Annotated in this window: 13 protein-coding genes; 3 read left to right on the top strand and 10 right to left on the bottom strand. The window is 73.9% G+C overall.

Translation table 11 applies throughout. The annotated features are described in order from the left end of the window. Positions 1-46: 46 nt before the first annotated feature. The 7 genes from AB0B97_RS07775 to AB0B97_RS07745 all read right to left on the bottom strand — a co-directional run bounded on the left by AB0B97_RS07775 (position 47) and on the right by AB0B97_RS07745 (position 8,353). On the bottom strand, positions 47-2,704 hold the full coding sequence (locus tag AB0B97_RS07775) for a hypothetical protein (protein WP_357491520.1): 2,658 nt from the start codon (positions 2,702-2,704) through the stop codon (positions 47-49). Positions 2,705-3,048: 344 nt separating this feature from the next. Further along, on the bottom strand, positions 3,049-3,186 hold the full coding sequence (locus AB0B97_RS07770) for a hypothetical protein (RefSeq protein WP_007454215.1): 138 nt from the start codon (positions 3,184-3,186) through the stop codon (positions 3,049-3,051). Positions 3,187-3,405: 219 nt separating this feature from the next. Continuing rightward, complete coding sequence (locus tag AB0B97_RS07765) at positions 3,406-4,893, bottom strand: dihydrolipoamide acetyltransferase family protein (RefSeq protein WP_357492085.1); 1,488 nt, start codon at positions 4,891-4,893, stop codon at positions 3,406-3,408. Between the two features lie 5 nt (positions 4,894-4,898). After that, on the bottom strand, positions 4,899-5,888 hold the full coding sequence (locus AB0B97_RS07760; RefSeq protein ID WP_357491517.1) for an alpha-ketoacid dehydrogenase subunit beta: 990 nt from the start codon (positions 5,886-5,888) through the stop codon (positions 4,899-4,901). Further along, a complete protein-coding gene (gene pdhA, locus AB0B97_RS07755; RefSeq protein ID WP_234583104.1) occupies positions 5,888-7,063 on the bottom strand; it encodes a pyruvate dehydrogenase (acetyl-transferring) E1 component subunit alpha in 1,176 nt (391 codons plus the stop codon). Before pdhA ends, AB0B97_RS07760 begins: the two co-directional genes overlap by 1 nt. 639 nt (positions 7,064-7,702) lie before the next feature. Then, complete coding sequence (locus AB0B97_RS07750) at positions 7,703-7,852, bottom strand: hypothetical protein (RefSeq protein WP_357491515.1); 150 nt, start codon at positions 7,850-7,852, stop codon at positions 7,703-7,705. Positions 7,853-7,870: 18 nt separating this feature from the next. After that, a complete protein-coding gene (locus tag AB0B97_RS07745) occupies positions 7,871-8,353 on the bottom strand; it encodes a hypothetical protein (RefSeq protein ID WP_357491513.1) in 483 nt (160 codons plus the stop codon). Between the two features lie 222 nt (positions 8,354-8,575). On the opposite strand from AB0B97_RS07745, the gene AB0B97_RS07740 reads away from it, so the two are divergent. Then, the gene (locus AB0B97_RS07740; protein ID WP_357491511.1) at positions 8,576-9,199 is read left to right on the top strand and encodes a phosphoesterase PA-phosphatase; all 624 of its coding nucleotides are present in this window, start codon (positions 8,576-8,578) and stop codon (positions 9,197-9,199) included. A 47-nt stretch (positions 9,200-9,246) separates the two neighbouring features. Here AB0B97_RS07740 and AB0B97_RS07735 read toward each other — a convergent pair whose 3' ends face one another. The 3 genes from AB0B97_RS07735 to AB0B97_RS07725 are packed head-to-tail and all read right to left on the bottom strand — an operon-like array spanning position 9,247 to position 14,032. Then, positions 9,247-10,470, bottom strand: coding sequence for a hypothetical protein (locus AB0B97_RS07735; RefSeq protein WP_357491509.1), 1,224 nt, complete (start codon positions 10,468-10,470; stop codon positions 9,247-9,249). A 38-nt stretch (positions 10,471-10,508) separates the two neighbouring features. Further along, positions 10,509-12,194: a GTPase gene (locus AB0B97_RS07730; protein ID WP_357491507.1), complete on the bottom strand. Its 1,686-nt coding sequence runs from the start codon at positions 12,192-12,194 to the stop codon at positions 10,509-10,511. Continuing rightward, positions 12,191-14,032 (bottom strand): GTPase domain-containing protein, encoded by a 1,842-nt coding sequence (locus AB0B97_RS07725; RefSeq protein ID WP_357491505.1) that lies wholly within the window; start codon positions 14,030-14,032, stop codon positions 12,191-12,193. Before AB0B97_RS07725 ends, AB0B97_RS07730 begins: the two co-directional genes overlap by 4 nt. 220 nt (positions 14,033-14,252) lie before the next feature. Here AB0B97_RS07725 and dnaK point away from each other — a divergent pair, with 220 nt between their 5' ends. Together dnaK and grpE are read left to right on the top strand one after the other, a co-directional pair. After that, positions 14,253-16,121: a molecular chaperone DnaK gene (gene dnaK / locus AB0B97_RS07720; protein WP_234583110.1), complete on the top strand. Its 1,869-nt coding sequence runs from the start codon at positions 14,253-14,255 to the stop codon at positions 16,119-16,121. Between the two features lie 47 nt (positions 16,122-16,168). Next, positions 16,169-16,927: a nucleotide exchange factor GrpE gene (grpE, locus tag AB0B97_RS07715; RefSeq protein WP_234583111.1), complete on the top strand. Its 759-nt coding sequence runs from the start codon at positions 16,169-16,171 to the stop codon at positions 16,925-16,927. The last annotated feature ends 149 nt before the right edge of the window (positions 16,928-17,076 follow it).

Below are 17,076 nucleotides of genomic sequence, written 5' to 3'. Positions count from 1 at the left end.
AGAACGGCGGGGCCACGGTTGCCCGTGGCCCCGCCGTTGATGCGTCCTACTTGGTGGCCGGCTTGAGGCAGAGCACCCGGTTGGTGCCCTCGCCGGGCAGCACCACGTGGGGCTGCGCGGGGTCGGCGCACTTGTCCTTGGCGTCCACCTTGGAAACGATCGTGAACGCGCCGGCCTCGCCGCAGTCCACCGCCGAAGCGCCCTGGCCGGCCTGCTTCACGCAGGTGCCGACCGCCGGGTCGAAGGCCGGTGAGTCGTCCCCACCGCTGAACTTGCCGAGCAGCATCAGCAGGCCGAGCGGCACCGCCAGGATCAGCACGGCGGCGACCAACACCGCGGCCAGGACCCGACCGTTGCGCACCTTCGGCACCGGAGGCTCCGCCTTGGGCTCGTCCGCCTCCGGCTTGAAGGAGTCGAAGCGGCCCTGGTCCGATTCGGTGGCCTCCTGGCCCCAGGACGGCACCGGCTGCTGAGGCGGCGGGAAGGCCCCGAACTGACCACCCGGCGCCTGCTCGATGGCCGGGGCACCGAAGCCCGGCGCTCCGTTCACCGCGGCCGCGCCGGCGGCCGGTGCGCCGAAGCGGTCGGCTGGGCGATCACCGCCGGACTGCGGTCGAGTGCCGTTCACCGGCCGGTTGTTGCCGGGCGCGTCAACGAAGGACGGCACACCGGGTGGGAACGCCGGCGGCGCGGCAGCGGCCGAGGGGGGCTCGCCCAACCCGTTGGGCGCCGACGACCGTTCCCGGTCGTCGAACTGCGGCTCGGACGGCGAATCGTCGCCCCAACCGGGGAAGCCCTGCCGATCCGGCCCGTTCTGCCAGTCCGGCGGGCCCTGACGCTCCGGTGCCTGCTGCCAGTCGGGCGCGGCCGGGCGGCCGGCGTCCTGCTGCCAGTCGGGCGTGGCCGGGCGCTCCGGTGCCTGCTGCCAGTCCGGCGTGGCCGGGCGCTCCGGTGCCTGCTGCCAGTCCGGCGTGGCCGGGCGGCCGGCGTCCTGCTGCCAGTCCGGCGTGCCCTGGCGGCCGGCGTCCTGCTGCCAGTCGGGCATGCCCGAACGCTCGGGCGCCGGGTCGGCCTGGAACGCCTCCGGGGCCGCCTGCTCCGGCTCGTTGTCCGACTCGGGTCGGGCCGGGCGGCCGTACACCCGGGGTTGTGGCGTGGCGGCGCTGGTCGGCCGCATGGCCTGGTCGGCCGGGGGCATCACGCGGCTGGCCAGCGGCACCGAGGCGCTCGCCGAGGCGCGGCTCGCCGCGCTGGCGGCCGACTCGGCTTCCGATGCCGGTACGACCGCGCGGCCCGCCCCCGACTCCGGGGAGGTACGCGGAGCAGGCACCGCGGCGGCGCTCGCCGACGCCTCGTCGGCCCGGCCCCAGCCGGCCGGCTCGGCCTCGTACGGTGCGGGGGCCTCCGGGGTGTCCCGCTCGGAGTACGCCGGCTGCTCGGGGATCGGGGGGTACTGCGTCGACGGCGCGTAGTCGGCCGGCGGGGCGGCGGCGAGGCTGGCACCCGGCACGCGCTGCTCCTGCGGCGGCAGCGGCACGGCGTTGGCGGGTGAGATGCCGGGCGCGGGTGCGGGCTGGTAGACCGGCGGCTCGTTGGCCCGGTCGGCGTCCCAGCCGCCTCGCGACTGGGCCTCGGCCTCGGCGCGGCCCCACACCTCGCCCGGCGCCCACGGCTGAACCTCACCTGGGTTGGCCTGCACCGGGTTGTCCGGCCCAGCCGCGGCCCAGCCGGGCGTCGCGTCGCTGCCGGGCACGCTGACGCTGGCGCGGGCGGCCGCGGGGCCGGCCTGCTCGGCCTGCGGCCAGGCGGCCGGTTCCGGACGCTCGGCCGGCTGGTCCTGGGGTGCGAGCACCCAGTCCGGCTGCTGCGGGCGGCCCTCGGCGCCACCCCAGGCGGCGGGCTGCTGGGCCTCTTCCTGCGCCTGCCAGTTGGCGGCCGGGACCTGGGCCGCGCCACGGGAACCGGCCGACTCGGCCTGCCCCCAGCCGGGGGACGGCTGCTCGGTCTGCCCGGCGGGCTGGCCCCAGGTCTGCGGGGCCTGCTCGGCTGGCGTCCAGACGGGCTGGTCATCCCGGGCGGCGGCAGCGCCGACGGCCCAGCCACCGGACCCGGACGGGTCGTCCTGCGGGCCGGGTACGCCGGCTCGGCCGGCGGGCTGCGCCGGCTCGGCGTGCCACTCACCGGCGGGCGGGTTGGCCTGCCCCCCGCCAGCCCATCCGCCGGAGCGGGACGGGTCGTCCGGGGCGGCGGGCCAGGCGGCGGTGGCCGGGGGCACCTGTGCGGCGCCCCGGGCGGCCGGCTGGGCCTGTGCCCAGTCGGGCTGCTCTGCGGCACCGCCGGACCAGGCGGGTGCGGCCTGCTCGGGCGGCGTCCAGCCCTGCTGCGGGGGAGTCCATGCGGCGGGCTGCCCCTGCTCCGGCGCGGCGCCGCCGGTGGCCCACGCGGGCTGTGCCGGGTCGCTGGGCTGCGGTGCGGCGGCGGCACCCCAGGCGGGGTTCGGCTGCTGCTCGGACGGGGTCGCCCAGGCCGGGGCGGACGGGTTCGGCCGCGCGGGTGGCGGGGGTGCCCAGCCCAGGTCGGGGCCGGCGGCGTTGTAGCCGTTGTCCGGCTGCGCCGGGCGGTCGCCGTACGGCGCCGGTCCGCCGGCGCCCGGTGACACCTCGTCCGGCTCCTGGCCGGGGCGGTGCGGGCCCTCGGACGTCATGGGTGCGCCTCCTCCATCACATGTCGGCCGCCGGTGCCGATCGGTCTCCTCGGCATGGCTGCCGGCGTCACCGGCGTACCGCCGTGCCGGCTCCCCGCACCGTATCTGGTGGCCGCACGAGGCGTCCAAAGGAGCACCGGTCGTCACTGCCCGTCGCCGGGTGGTGTCGAGCAGCTTCTATCGGCTCGGCGTCGGCCGGGCCGGCGGGCGGCGACCGAAGCCCACCGTACCGGGCGCTGCGGCAGGGCGGAATCCCGGTGTCAGGTGCTGGCGGAACGCCGATGGCCCACCCGGTGGGCCGGGTGGGCCATCGATCTGGAGGAGGTGAGGAATGTCGTGGAGCGTCAGCTCATGTGACGCTGGGCGATGACGAGGAGTTCCTCGCGAACGGCCGGCGAGTTGGCCGAGCGCAGCGCGTGCTCGATGGCACGGGCGCGGCGGTTGGCGTCGCGGTGGTTGCGGATTCGCTCGATCATGCTCATTGGTGGGTCCCCCTGGCTATTCGGTTGTCGGCCCCTGATGCATCTATTCAACCGCAGAAGCCGGCCAACTTCCATCGATTATTAGGTGAGCTGGGACACCCGCCTAACAATCAAAGGTCATCGGGGGTTGTGGCCGACGGTTTCGTCGCCCAACGGACACGGCCGGTGTGCCGGGCGTTAACCCGTGGCACACCGGCCGTGGCTGGCGTTGCGGACCGGTCAGGTCCAGGCGAGCAGCGCCGCCTCGGGGTCGGCGAGGAAGTCGCCGATGTCGCGCAGGAACTTCGAACCCAGCTCACCGTCGATGATCCGGTGGTCGAAACTCAGACCCAACGTGGTGACCTGCCGGGCCTTGACCTTGCCCTTGTGCACCCACGGCATCTCCCGCACCGCGCCGAAGGCGAGGATCGCCGACTCGCCCGGCGGCAGGATCGGCGTGCCGGTGTCCACCCCGAACACCCCGACGTTGGTGATGGTCAGGGTGCCGCCGGACATGTCCGCGGGCGAGGTGCGGCCGGACTTCGCCGTCTGCACCAGGCCGTTCAGCGCGTCGGCCAACTCCCGCAGCGAGAGCCGACCGGCGTCCTTCACGTTCGGCACGATCAGGCCACGCTCGGTGGCCGCCGCGATGCCGAGGTTGACGTACTCCTTGACGACGATCTCGTCGCCGGCCCAGGTCGAGTTGACCATCGGGTGACGCTTGACAGCCAGGAGCACCGCCTTCGCCACCAGCAGCAGCGGCGAGACCCGGACGTCACGCCACTCCCGCCGGCCTCGCAGGCGCTCCAGCGCCTTCATCGCCCGGGTCACGTCGACGGTCAGGAACTCCGTCACGTGGGGAGCGGTGAACGCCGAGCGGGACATGTTCTCGGCGGTGAGCTTGCGGACGCCCTTGACCGGGATGCGCTGCTCACGGTCGGCGCCGAAGCTCGCGGCGCTCGTCGCGGTCGAGGTGACCGCGACCGGCTCGGCCGCCGCCACGGAACCGCTCGCCGCCTGCTGTACGTCCTCCCGGGTGATCGAGCCCAGCGGCCCCGACCCGGTCAGCGTGCTCAGGTCGACGCCGAGGTCCTTGGCGAGCTTGCGCACCGGCGGCTTGGCCAGAACAAGTCCGCCCGCCGCACCACCCCGTCGATCATGGACCTGTGGTGCCGGAGTTGTGGAGCTAGCGGCTGGTATGTCACCCACCACAACTCCATGATCGACCCCAGCGGGGGTGGGGGTGGGGGCCTGCGCCGGGACGGCACCCTTGCGGGGCCGGCGCTTCGCGGCGGTGGTACGCGGCCCGTAGCCGACGAGCACCGCCGTCCGCCCGCCCGGGGCGGCACCGCCGATCAGGCCCGGCTCGATCATGCCCTCGGCCGGGGCCACCTCCACCGCCGCCAGCGAGGCCGCCGACGGGGTGGGCAGGTCGCCGCTGGGCGTGGCCGTGGTGGACGGCGCCTCCAGCGGGCCCGCGCCCGGGTCGGTGTCGATCGCGATGATCGGCGTGCCGACCTCGACCGTCGCGCCCTCCGGGTGGTGGATCGCCTGCACCTGCCCGGCCCACTTCGCCGGGATCTCCACCGCCGCCTTGGCCGTCTCGACCTCGACGATCGGCTGGTTCAGCTCGATGGTGTCGCCGACCTTGACCAGCCAGGCCAGGATCTCGCCCTCGGTCAGCCCCTCGCCCAGGTCGGGCAGGTTGAACGTCTTGATCCGGGACATGTCGCTCACCAGCCGAAGGTGCGGTCGACGGCGTCGAGCACCCGGTCGAGGTCGGGCAGGTACTCCTCCTCCACCCGGGCGGCCGGGTAGGGGGTGTCGAAGCCCGTGACCCGCAGCACCGGCGACTCCAGGGAGTAGAAGCACTCCTCGGTGATCCGGGCGGCCAGCTCGGCGCCCAGGCCGATGTTGGACGGCGCCTCGTGCACCACCACCGCGCGGCCGGTGCGCTTCACCGACTCGTACGCGGCGGCGAGGTCCAGCGGGGACAGCGAGCGCAGGTCGATGACCTCCAGCTCCCGGCCGTCCTCGGCGGCGGCCGTCGCGGCCTCCAGGCAGGTCCGCACCATCGGCCCGTACGCCAGCACCGTCACGTCGGTGCCGGGCCGCACCACCCGGGCCGAGTGCAGGGGGTACGCGTCGGAGAGCGGCGCGTCCAGGTCGACGGGCCCCTTCTCCCAGTACCGCCGCTTGGGCTCCAGGAAGACGATCGGGTCGTCCGAGGCGATGGCCTGCTGGATCATCACGTACGCGTCCTGCGGGTTGGCGCAGGTCACCACCTTCAGGCCGGCGGTGTGGGCGAAGTACGCCTCCGGCGACTCGGAGTGGTGCTCGACGGCGCCGATGCCACCGCCGAACGGAATCCGGATGACCATGGGGATGCTGAGCCGGCCGCCCGAGCGGTAGTGCATCTTCGCGACCTGCGACACGATCTGGTCGTACGCGGGGTAGACGAAGCCGTCGAACTGGATCTCGCAGACCGGCCGGTAGCCACGGATGGCCAGGCCGACCGCTGTGCCGATGATGCCGGACTCGGCAAGCGGGGTGTCGATCACCCGCTGGTCGCCGAAGTCCTTCTGGAGCCCGTCGGTGATCCGGAAGACGCCGCCGAGCTTGCCGACGTCCTCGCCCATGATGATGACCTTGGGGTCGGTCTCCAGGGCGCGGCGCAGGCCGGTGTTGAGGGCCTTGCCGAGGGTGAGCGTCTCCGTGGCCATCAGTGGGCGCTCCCCTCGAACGACTCCATGTAGCTGTTGAACTGCGCACGCTGCTCGTCGAGCAGCGGAGACCCGTTGGGGTAGACGTTGTCGAACATCGTCACCGGCTCCGGGTCGGGCATGGTGAGCACCCGTTCGCGCAGGTGCACCGCCTCCCGGCGGGCCTGCTCGTCGACCTCGGCGAAGAAGGCCGCGTCGGCGATCTGCTGCTTCTCCAGGAACGCCTTGACCCGCAGGATCGGGTCCTTGGCCTGCCAGGACTCCACCTCGCTGGCGATCCGGTAACGGGTCGGATCGTCGGAGGTGGTGTGCGCGCCCATCCGGTAGGTGTACGCCTCGATCAGGCTCGGGCCCTGCCCGTGCCGGGCGTTGTCCAGCGCCGTGCGGGTGACCGCGTACGACGCCAGCACGTCGTTGCCGTCCACCCGTACGCCGGGGAAACCGAAGCCGGCGGCCCGCTGGTAGAGCGGGACGCGGGTCTGCCGCTCCAGCGGCTCGGAGATCGCGTACTGGTTGTTCTGGCAGAAGAAGACCAGCGGCGCGTTGAACACGCTGGCCCAGACGAACGCCTCGTTCACGTCGCCCTGGCTGGTGGCCCCGTCGCCGAAGTAGGCGATCGCTGCCTCGCCGTCGTCGGTGCCGACCTTGCCGTCCATGGTGATGCCCATGGCGTATCCGGTCGCGTGCAGGGTCTGCGCGCCGATGACGATCGTGTACATGTTGAACTTGAACTCGTTCGGGTCCCAGCCGCCCTGGTCGACGCCGCGGAACAGACCGAGCGGCATGATCGGGTCGATGCCCCGGCAGTAGAGGACGCCGTGCTCCCGGTAGGTCGGGAAGGCCATGTCCTGCGTCCGCAGCGCGCGCCCGGAGCCGACCTGCGCGGCCTCCTGGCCGAGGAGGCTGGCCCAGAGGCCCAGCTCGCCCTGCCGCTGGAGCGCGGTCGCCTCGGCGTCGAGCTTGCGGACCAGCACCAGGTCGCGGTAGAGCCCGCGGTACTCCTCGTCGGTGAAGTCGACTCGGTACTCGGTGCCGTCCGGCCCGGTGGCGCTGTCGATCCGCTCCCCTTCGGGGGTGAGCAGCTGCACCAGCTCGGGGTCGCCGGTCGCGCCCTTCTTGGAGCGGGGAGCTGCCCGCCTGCTGCGGGTGGTGCCCCCGGGGTCGCCCTTTGCCATCGGTCTCTCCCTGTCGTGTCTGCGTCGGCACCGGGGGATCACCCGGCCACGCAACTCGTGCGCCTGCCCGGCTGCTGCCGGACCGGTTCCTGGCGGCCGCGCCTAGCCCCGGTGGGGGTTGCCGCGCGGCGTGAGCCGGGTTCTGGCCGAACCCGGATCGGGAGCGCCGGCGCCGGGCCGCGCCTGCCGCGAGGGTGCGCGGAGGTCACGGCTGCGTTGCCGTCGTGCTCCATATTCGCAGAGCAGGTGAGCGCGCCCACAGTACGCCCGCCTCGCATTCCGACCGCCTACGGTTTGATGTTCTTTGTCGCTATCGTGCCGCCCTGCGTCCACCGGGCGTTCCGGTGCTGATTCGTCACCGTTCGGTCAGTGCCGCGTGTCGACACGCGGTGGATGTTGGCTGACGGAGGGTGACTGGGCGAGGCTGATTACCGCAGGAACGTGCCGATCGGGTGATTAGCCGGATTCCGCCGGTGAGCGCCCGGCGAGTCCTTCAGGCGGCGACGACAAGGGGTGTGCGGTGGACGAGCCAGGTGACGGTCCCGGCACACCCATGCTCGGCCGCCACCGGTCGCCGGGCGGCTACCGCCGGGTGATCGGGTCGCACCGGGCACCCGGCGCGGGCGGGCCCTCCCGGGGTTACCTGCTCACCGTCGCCCTGTTGGCAGGCACCGCGTCGATGCCCGTCCTCGCCGCGGTCAGCGCGGGCTCGGCCACCCCGGGCAGCAGCGCGTTACCGGACACCAGCACCCCGTTCATCCCGACCCCGTCGGTCGGGCCGGTGGTCATTCCGATGCCGGTGACCAGTCAGCCGCCGCCGATCGCGTTGCCGTCACCGGGCACACCCAGCGCCGGTCCGACCGCGACCGCCGACTGGGTGCCCGCCGCTCCCTGGCGTCTCCCGGACGAGTCGTGGTCCGGCCCGAGGGCCGACGACCGGGTGCCCGCCCCCCGCGAGGTGCCCGCGCCGCCAGCGCCGCGACCCACCCGGAGCGCCCCGCCGGCCGCACCGCCGCCCCCGCACCCGGCCAGCCCGTCGCCGTCGCCGGCACCGACCGCGTCACCGGACCCGGACCCGACCGGAACGTCCGACCCGAGCCCGTCGCCGACCGATCCGTTGACACCGACCACGAACGACCCGTCGACACCTACAGCGACCGACCCGGCAACACCCTCATCGACCGACCTGCCGACGGCTACGGCCGTCCCCACCAGCACCCTCTCCGCGCCGGCAAGCCCCGCCGCACCACGGGCGACGCCGATCCCGCCCGAGCCCACCACCGCGCCCACGCCGTCACCACCGCACAGCGCCCCGGCCGCCCCGGTTCTGGCCGCCGGGCCTCGGTGATCAAGAGGTTCGCGTCAGGAATCGGGGTCGCGGTGACGCAAACTTCTTGATCATCACGGTGAGCGGCGACCGGTCGTGGTGGTCCCGCGCCTCCCTGGCTCACCCCGGCGGTACGGTGACGAGCAGGCGGTGGTCGGCGGTAGGCGCGTACCGGAGGGGGTGGCGTGGGCGGCGGTGTGGAACCCCGCCCGGTCGCCGTCCGGCCCGGTCCGGGGCTGCGGGTCGCCCGACTGGTCACCGAGCTGACCGCCCCGGCAGTGCTGGTGTCGCTGCTGATGATCGCCGTGAGCTGGCACAGCAGCCGGGGCAGTGCCCGCGGTCTGCTCTGGGGTCTGCTCGCGACGTTCTTCGTCACCGGCATCCCGTTCGCCTACATCGTCGGCGGGGTCCGCCGCGGTCGGCTCACGGACCACCACATCGGCCGTCGGGAGCAGCGCCGGGTGCCGCTGCTGGTCGGCCTCGGCTCGGTCGCCGCCGGGCTCGCCCTGCTCGTCGTCCTCGGTGCACCCCGGCCGTTGCTGGCGCTGGCGGTGGCCGGGCTGGTCGGCCTGGTGGTCGCCGTGTCGGTGAGCCACTGGTGGAAGATGTCGATCCACTCGGCGGTCTCCGCCGGCACCCTGGTCATCCTGGCGCTGACCTTCGGGCGCGGGTTCCTCGTCGCCGCGCCGCTGTTGGGCGTGGTCGGCTGGTCCCGCGTACGCCTGCGGGACCATACCGTCGCGCAGGTGCTCGCCGGCGGTGCGCTCGGCGCGCTGATCGCCGCGGTCGTCTTCGGTCTGCTGCGCTGAGCGACCGTCGCCGGGCGGGCGGCGCGGTGCCGCCCGCCCGACGGTCGTCAGGCGCCGTCGTCGGCGAGGCGGTGGCGGTTCGCCTCGATCCACGCGTCCAGCGCGGCCGGGTCGTCCGGGTCCACGCCGTCGGCCATCAGTTGCGCGACCGCGGCGGTGGCCGGGCTGCGCCGCTCGCCGGTTGAGTAGAGCCGGGCGAACTCCGGCACCATCTCCTCGATCGCCTCGTCGGTGCGCGTCGCGGCCGCCTCGGGCAGCCCGCGCTGCCGCGACGCGTACCGGGCCCAGGCGCGCAGCACCCGGGGCAGCATCGCCGCGTCGTCCATGTCCAGCACGGCACGGCGGTGCACCCAGTCGAGCAGGAAGAGCCCGGACACGGCCGGGCTCCACCGCATCGGGTCGGCGTCCGGGAAGCTCGCCGAATGGTCCAGCAGCAGGCTCAGGCAGAAGTGCAGCGAGGCGAGTTCCGGGCCGTCGACGCTGTCGAGCCCGAACCGGGTGGCCTCCGGCGCCGCCAGGAACCGCCGGACCAGGTCGGTGCGCTCGGCGGCGGACAGCGGCTCTACCTCCGCCGGGCCGGTCGGGTCGGCGGCCGTGGGGAGCAGCGCCAGCCGGGCGCCGACCAGCGCGCGGTCGGTGGCGAGCGAACCCTCGCCGGGCAGCTCGGTCAGGTCGTCGGTGACCGAGAGGTGCCGGGCCACCTCGCCCCGCAGCCGGGACGGGTCCTCGGTGCGGAACCAGGTCAGCTCGTCGTCGGCGCACATCTGCCGGACCTGGTCCAGGATCCGCTCCGCCGGCCCGCCGACGAAGATGTCCTTGGTGATCCCGATGTTGTGGTCGATCAGGGCCACCAGGGCGTGCTCCGGGCCACCGGCCGCGTCGTCGTACGCGAACGTGGCGAGGTAGGAGGTCTGGTCGCCGTACACGTCGCCGTACGCCCAGCTGCCGGTGAGGTGCACCCGGCCGAGCTGCCCGGACCAGGCGGGCGCCTGGCTGCCCGGACGCACCCGCTCGGTGCCCTCGGCGGTCGGGACGAGCGTGGCGAAGACCTGCCGGATGGTGGTCGCCGCCGCGATCCGGCGGCGGGCGGTGGCGGCGAGGAACCCGGTGACGAACTCCCGCACGGCGGTGTCGCGGTCGGTCTCCGCGATCGAGTAGACACTGCCCAGCAGCGCGCTGCCGAGCATCTCGGCATCCAGGGCGGACTCCAGCTTGGTCACGTCGCGTGCGGCGTGCAGCACCGCGTCGTAAGGGGTCTGAGGCGTGGCCATGCTTCGACCCTACGCCGGTCGGGGCGTACGCAGAGGCGTCAGCGGCGGGCGGCGTCCCGCAGCGCGTCGCGTGCCTGCGCGTAGGAGGCCAGCACGATCCGCACCGGGGCGAGCACGTACTCCTCGCCGACCTCGGCGACCCGGACCGTCAGCCGTTGCCGGGCGCGGGCCCGCGCCCGCTGAGCGGCCCAACGCACCACCGGCCGGGTCAGCGCCGCCACCAGCAGCCCGGCCAGCAGGCCACCGAGCAGCAGCACGGTCGGCATGGGCACCTGCCCGACAGTCGGGTTGTCCAGCGCGGGCAGGCCGAGCGCCCGCAGCGCGTAGCCGAGCGCCAGCCAGCCCAGGCCGACGAGGGCGGCCAGGGTGACCAGCCACTGCACACCCCCGACGACACGCCACCACACCGGCTGACGGTCCAGGCCGAGGTCCGTGCCGGCGATCGCGCCGTCCAACGCGTCCGGTAGGTCGTCGAGACGGGACCGGGCCGCGGAGGTGACCGCCGTCGGCCAGGCCGCGGGCAGACCGCTGGCGGCCCGGTCAGCCACCGCGCGGATCGCCAGGCCGAGCGCCGAGCGTTGGGCGGCGGTCGGATCGGGCACCGAGGTCGCCGCGACCAGGCTCTCCGCCGGGTCGGCTCCGCCGCCGGTCGGGCCGGGCAGGTGCAGCCGGCGCAGCGGGTCGGGTCGGAGCCGGCGCCAGCCCCGCACCACAGGCCAGCCGGTCGCCGCGCCGGCCCGATGCCGGTACGCCCGCTCCACCGCCTCACTCACCGCCGGCACACCTGCCGTGCCGGCCAGCGCCCGGTTCAGCGCGGCGACGCTCGCGTCGTCCGGGCCACCCGCCGGTCGGGCCGAGCCGACCAGCTCGTCCAGCCCGGCGACCACGGTGTCGACGTCGCCGGCCAGTCGACGCAGGGCGGCCTGCCGCTCGGCGACCGTACGCTCCAGCGCGGTGCGCAGCCCGACCATCCCGGCCGGGTCGATGGCGGTGGTGGCGAGCAGGGGCACGCCGGTCAGCCCGTCGGTGTCGAGCAGCCGGCGCAGGTCGTCCAGGACGCGGGGCAGCTCCGTCGGTGGCAGCCGGTCGGCCTGGTTGAGCACGACCAGGGTGACGTCGCGGTGCCGGTGGAACTCGCGCAGGTAGCTGTCGTGGATGACCCGGTCGGCGTACTTCTGCGGGTCGACCACCCAGACCACCTGGTCGACCAGGCCGAGCAGCCGGTCCACCTCCAGGCGGTGGGACCGCTGCACCGAGTCGAAGTCGGGCAGGTCGAGCAGGATCAGCCCGTGCAGCGCCGTCTCGTCGTCCCCGTCGAGCGCGCTCTCCCGGACGAAGCGGTGCCGGGGCAGCACCCCGGTCCAGTCGAGCAGCCGGTTGGCGCCCTCCAGCGGCCCCCACACGCACGCGTGCGTCACGCCGGTGGTCGGCCGACGGACCCCGACCGGGGAGAGTTCCAGCTGGGCCAGCGCATTGAACAGGCTGGACTTGCCACTGCCGGTGGCGCCGGCGAGGGCCACCACGGTGTGGTCGCGGGACAACGCGAGCCGGGTGCCGGCCCGCTCGACGAGGGTGTGCGCGGGCACCAGCTCGGCGTCCGGCAGCAGGCCGTCGACGGCGGTCAGGAACCGGCGTACGGCGTCCAGGCGGGCGATCAGCGCGTCGGGGTCGACCCGCTGGTCACCGCGGAACGCCTCGCGTACCCGGCCGGCGATGTTGGTCACCGCGAACCCTCCTCGTCGCCGACCGGCAGGGCGCCGTCGCCGGTGGCCAGGCCGCTGCGGTGCCGGGCCAGCTCGACCCGTCCGGCGGCCCGGCGCAGCGCGTCACCGGCCGCCTCGGCGGGCCGGGCTTCGGCGGTGCGGGCCAGGAACCGCTCGGCCTCCGCGTCCAGCAGCGTCCGGACCCGCGCCACCAGGTCGACCCGGGCCTTGGCGGCGAGGGTACGCACCGCCTGGTCGCCGAAGATCGCCTGGAGGACGGCCTGCGCGGCGACAGTCGTGCCGGCCCCGGTGGCCAACTCCAGCCCGGTGGGGATGAACGCGGTCGAGGCGAACACGGCGATCATCACGGCCAGCCCGGTGGCGTTCACCGCGTACGCGGCGGTGCGGGCCACGAACCGCTTGTCGCCGCCCTCGACCCGGACCAGCTCCAGCACGCCGCGTTGCCAGTCGCGGACCATCCGTTCGGCGCGTTCGGGCAGGTCGTCGCTCGGGTGGGCGAGCCCCGGCTCCAGCAGGTCCGCTCCCGCCGGGTGTGCCTTCCACCCGGTGTACGCGGATTCGGCGGCCTCGGACGCGACGCCCCGCAGCAGGGTGACGAGCTGCGACTCGATGGCGTTGCGCAGCTCGGCGGCCGGCGCGGGCCGACCGGTGACGGCGGCCACCACCCGGTCGCGGAGTCGCCCGATGCGGGCCTCCAGCGTGCGGAAGAACTCGCCGGTGCCGACGAACTCCTGCCAGCGGGCCAGCACCTCACCACGGAGCAGTCGACCGTCCTGCAGGCCCTGCTCGACGGTCCGCTCGGCTCCCCGGTACGCGGCCCGGACCCGTTCGTCCAGCCCGTCGGCGGCGGTGACCTGCTCGTCGGCCGCGTCGGCCAGCTCCTCGACGGCGGGGTGCAGGGCGGCCAGCGCGCCGTCCAGGGTCTGCCGGACCACCGCCGCGCGGGCGTCGGCGTCGGCGGCCAGCCGGGCGAACCAGTCGGCCAGCGGCGCCGTGACCCCCTCGGGCAGCAGCCCCTGACCGTCGACCCAGGTCTCCGGGAGGACGAACAGCGGCGCCCGGCCCAGATCCTGCGCGGCGAGCATCTCGGCCAGGTGGGCGGCGATCTCGTCGCTGGCCTCGGCGGGCACCCGGTCGAGCACCATCGCGATCACGGCGCCCCGGGCCCGCGCGCTGCGCAGCAGCTCCCACGGCACCGCGTCGGCGTACCGGGCGGCGGTGGTGACGAAGAGCCAGAGGTCGGCGGCGGCGAGCAGTTGGCTCGCGAGCGCCCGGTTGGCGTCGACGACGGAGTCGATGTCCGGTGCGTCGAGGAAGGCCAGACCCGGCGGCAGGGCGGGGGCGGTGACCAGGTGCAGGGAGCGTGGATCGTCGCTCGGCTCGGTGGTGCGGGTCAGCCCGGGCAGCAGGTCGCCCTGCCGGAACCAGGACGCGTCGGCCGGGTTGCAGACGAGCACCGGGGAGCGGGTGGTGGGCCGCAGCACACCGGCGGCGCTGACCCGGGCCTTGACCAGGCTGTTGACCAGGGTCGACTTGCCCGCGCCGGTGGAGCCGCCGACCACCACGAGCAGCGGGGCGTCCAGTCGGGCGAGCCGGGGCAGCAGGTAGTCGTCGAGCTGGTCGGTGAGGGCGCTCGCGGCGTGCCGGGCGGCCTTGGCGGAGGGCAGGGCTAGCGGATAGCGGGTCGCGCCGATCGCGGCCCTCAGGCCCGACAGCGCGCCGGGGAGGCTGTCGTCCCCGGTGGTGGCGGGCGGCTCCTCCGCGGCGTCCGGCGGGCCGGTGCGGGCTGCGACGGCGGGCACGCCGGAACGGGTGGCGGAATCGCCGTGCGTCGTCACCGCTAAAGCGTGCCCGACCGATGCAAGGGAAGACAACCGGACGGTAATAACGGCTGGGTTGCGTCGGGTCGGCTCAACTCGACTTGACGATTCGCCAACGCGTGGCACTATTGAGTCAAGTTCACTCAACTTGTGGTGGGGTCCGCTGCGGGCGGCGCCCGCCGAGCAGTCGCGGGCGGTGCCCGCCACCTGCACAACCTTACGAAGCGAGGAAGCGAAGATGGCACGTGCGGTCGGTATCGACCTCGGCACGACGAACTCCTGCGTCAGCGTTCTCGAGGGCGGTGAGCCCACCGTCATCGCCAACGCTGAGGGCTCGCGGACGACCCCGTCGATCGTCGCGTTCGCCCGCAACGGCGAGGTGCTCGTCGGTGAGGTCGCCAAGCGCCAGGCGGTGACCAACCCGGACCGGACGATCCGTTCGGTCAAGCGCGAGGTCGGCACGAACTGGTCCGTCGACATCGACGGCAAGAAGTACACCCCGCAGGAGATCTCGGCCCGGACGCTGATGAAGCTCAAGCGGGACGCCGAGGCGTACCTGGGCGAGCAGATCACCGACGCGGTGATCACCGTCCCGGCCTACTTCAACGACAGCCAGCGCCAGGCCACCAAGGAGGCCGGTGAGATCGCCGGCTTCAACGTGCTGCGGATCGTCAACGAGCCGACCGCGGCCGCCCTGGCGTACGGGCTGGACAAGGGTTCCAAGGAGCAGACCGTCCTGGTCTTCGACCTCGGCGGCGGCACCTTCGACGTGTCGCTGCTGGAGCTCGCCGAGGGCGTCATCGAGGTCAAGTCGACAAGCGGTGACAACCACCTCGGTGGCGACGACTGGGACCAGCGGATCATCGACCACCTGGTCAAGACGTTCCGCGGCGAGCACGGCATCGACCTGGGCCAGGACAAGATGGCCCTCCAGCGCCTCCGTGAGGCCGCCGAGAAGGCCAAGATCGAGCTGTCCGCGGCCACCACGACCAACATCAACCTGCCGTACATCACCGCCGGCGCGGCCGGCCCGCTGCACCTCGACGTGACGCTGAGCCGCGCCGAGTTCCAGCGGATGACGCAGGACCTGCTGGACCGCTGCAAGGGCCCGTTCGAGCAGGCCGTGAAGGACGCCGGGATCAAGATCTCGGACGTCGAGCACGTCATCCTCGTCGGTGGTTCGACCCGGATGCCCGCTGTGACCGACCTGGTCAAGCAGCTCACCGGCCGCGACCCCAACAAGGGCGTCAACCCGGACGAGGTCGTCGCCGTCGGCGCCGCCCTGCAGGCCGGTGTGCTCAAGGGTGAGGTCAAGGACGTCCTGTTGCTCGACGTGACCCCGCTGAGCCTGGGCATCGAGACCAAGGGCGGCATCTTCACCAAGCTCATCGAGCGCAACACCACCATCCCGACCAAGCGCTCCGAGGTCTTCACCACGGCGGACGACAACCAGCCGTCGGTGCTGATCCAGGTGTTCCAGGGTGAGCGGGAGATCGCTGCGTACAACAAGAAGCTCGGCACCTTCGAGCTGACCGGCCTCCCGCCGGCGCCGCGCGGCGTGCCGCAGATCGAGGTCGCCTTCGACATCGACGCCAACGGCATCGTCAACGTGCACGCCAAGGACCTGGGCACCGGCAAGGAACAGAAGATGACGATCACCGGCGGCTCGTCGCTGCCGAAGGACGACATCGAGCGGATGCGCCGGGACGCCGAGGAGCACGCGGAGGAGGACAAGCGCCGCCGCGACGACGCCGAGACCCGCAACGTGGCCGAGGCGCTCCAGTGGCAGACCGAGAAGTTCCTCGCCGAGAGCGGCGACAAGCTGCCCAGCGAGAACCGGGAGCAGCTCAACGAGGCGCTCGGTGAGCTGCGGGGTGCCCTCGGCGGTCAGGACATCGAGAAGATCAAGACCGCCCACGAGAAGCTGGCGCAGGTCTCCCAGCAGGCCGGGTCGCTGCTCTACTCCCAGCAGGCCGAGCAGGGCCAGCAGCCGGGTGGCGAGGCCGGCCCGGGTGCGGCAGGTGCGACCGGTCCGCAGGCCGGCGCCACCGGTGGCGCCGACGACGTGGTCGACGCGGAGATCGTGGACGAGGACGGCAAGAAGTGACCAACCGCCTCCGACACGTATCCACGGCGAAGGGATGAGGTAGCCGCATGACGCAGAAGCCACGAGCCGCCGACCCGGGCGACACCGGGTCGACGCCGGGTGGCTCCGCGCCCACGGAGCCGACCACCGGCGACGGGGAGCGGGTCGTCATCCGCAACAACCGCAAGCTCACCGACACGTCGGAGCCGGAGGGCACCGCCGCGGACGCGGGCAGCGACGTACCGGCCGAGGGCCTGGTCGAGGACGCCGAGATCGTGGTCGACGAGATCGAGGTCGAGGTCAACGCCACCGACGGGCCGGAGCCGTCCGGCCCGCCGGTGGTGGACGCCCCGGCGCAGCCGGTCGACGGCGGTGGGGTCGGCACGTCGCTCGGCGCCGAACTGGAGGCGCTCCGGGCCGAGCTGGACGAGCGGACCAGGGACCTCCAGCGGGTGTCGGCGGAGTACGCCAACTACCGCAAGCGGGTCGACCGGGACCGCAGCCTGGTGCAGGAGCAGGCGACCGGCTCGGTGCTGGCCGCGCTGCTGCCGATCCTCGACGACCTGGACCGGGCCCGGGAACACGGCGACCTGGTCGGGCCGTTCGGAACGGTGGCGGAACAGCTCACCACCGCGCTGGGCAAGTTCGGCCTGAACGCCTTCGGCGAGCAGGGCGACCCGTTCGACCCGACCCGGCACGAGGCGGTCGCGCACCAGACCTCGGCCGAGGTCAGCGAGCCGACCTGCGTGCAGGTCATGCGGCGCGGCTACCAGCTCGGTGAGCGGCTGCTGCGCCCCGCGCTGGTCGCGGTCGCGGATCCGGAATAGTGCGAGACAGTGACCGGGCCGTGGCGGGCCCCCCCCCCCCGGGGGCGGGGCGGCCGGGGGCCGTATTTGGGGTTGGGGTGGTGGGGGGGGGGTGGTGTTGGTAGGGGTGGGGTAGGAAATGGTACCACGGCAGGGCGGGGGCCAAGGCG

Source organism: Micromonospora sp. NPDC049004, from assembly GCF_040649315.1.
Classification (GTDB): domain Bacteria; phylum Actinomycetota; class Actinomycetes; order Mycobacteriales; family Micromonosporaceae; genus Micromonospora.
Note: the sequence above shows the minus strand (reverse complement) of the source record. Positions and strands in the feature narration are given on the sequence as shown.

Bases quoted from the DNA above. Each gene is read 5' to 3' on its own strand.
- dnaK (WP_234583110.1), top strand. From the start codon at position 14,253: ATGGCACGTGCGGTCGGTATCGACCTCGGCACGACGAACTCCTGCGTC.
- AB0B97_RS07760 (WP_357491517.1), bottom strand. From the start codon at position 5,888: ATGGCCACGGAGACGCTCACCCTCGGCAAGGCCCTCAACACCGGCCTG.
- AB0B97_RS07775 (WP_357491520.1), bottom strand. From the start codon at position 2,704: ATGACGTCCGAGGGCCCGCACCGCCCCGGCCAGGAGCCGGACGAGGTG.
- pdhA (WP_234583104.1), bottom strand. From the start codon at position 7,063: ATGGCAAAGGGCGACCCCGGGGGCACCACCCGCAGCAGGCGGGCAGCT.
- AB0B97_RS07735 (WP_357491509.1), bottom strand. From the start codon at position 10,470: ATGGCCACGCCTCAGACCCCTTACGACGCGGTGCTGCACGCCGCACGC.
- AB0B97_RS07750 (WP_357491515.1), bottom strand. From the start codon at position 7,852: ATGACCACCGGCCCGACCGACGGGGTCGGGATGAACGGGGTGCTGGTG.
- AB0B97_RS07765 (WP_357492085.1), bottom strand. From the start codon at position 4,893: ATGTCCCGGATCAAGACGTTCAACCTGCCCGACCTGGGCGAGGGGCTG.
- AB0B97_RS07770 (WP_007454215.1), bottom strand. From the start codon at position 3,186: ATGAGCATGATCGAGCGAATCCGCAACCACCGCGACGCCAACCGCCGC.
- grpE (WP_234583111.1), top strand. From the start codon at position 16,169: ATGACGCAGAAGCCACGAGCCGCCGACCCGGGCGACACCGGGTCGACG.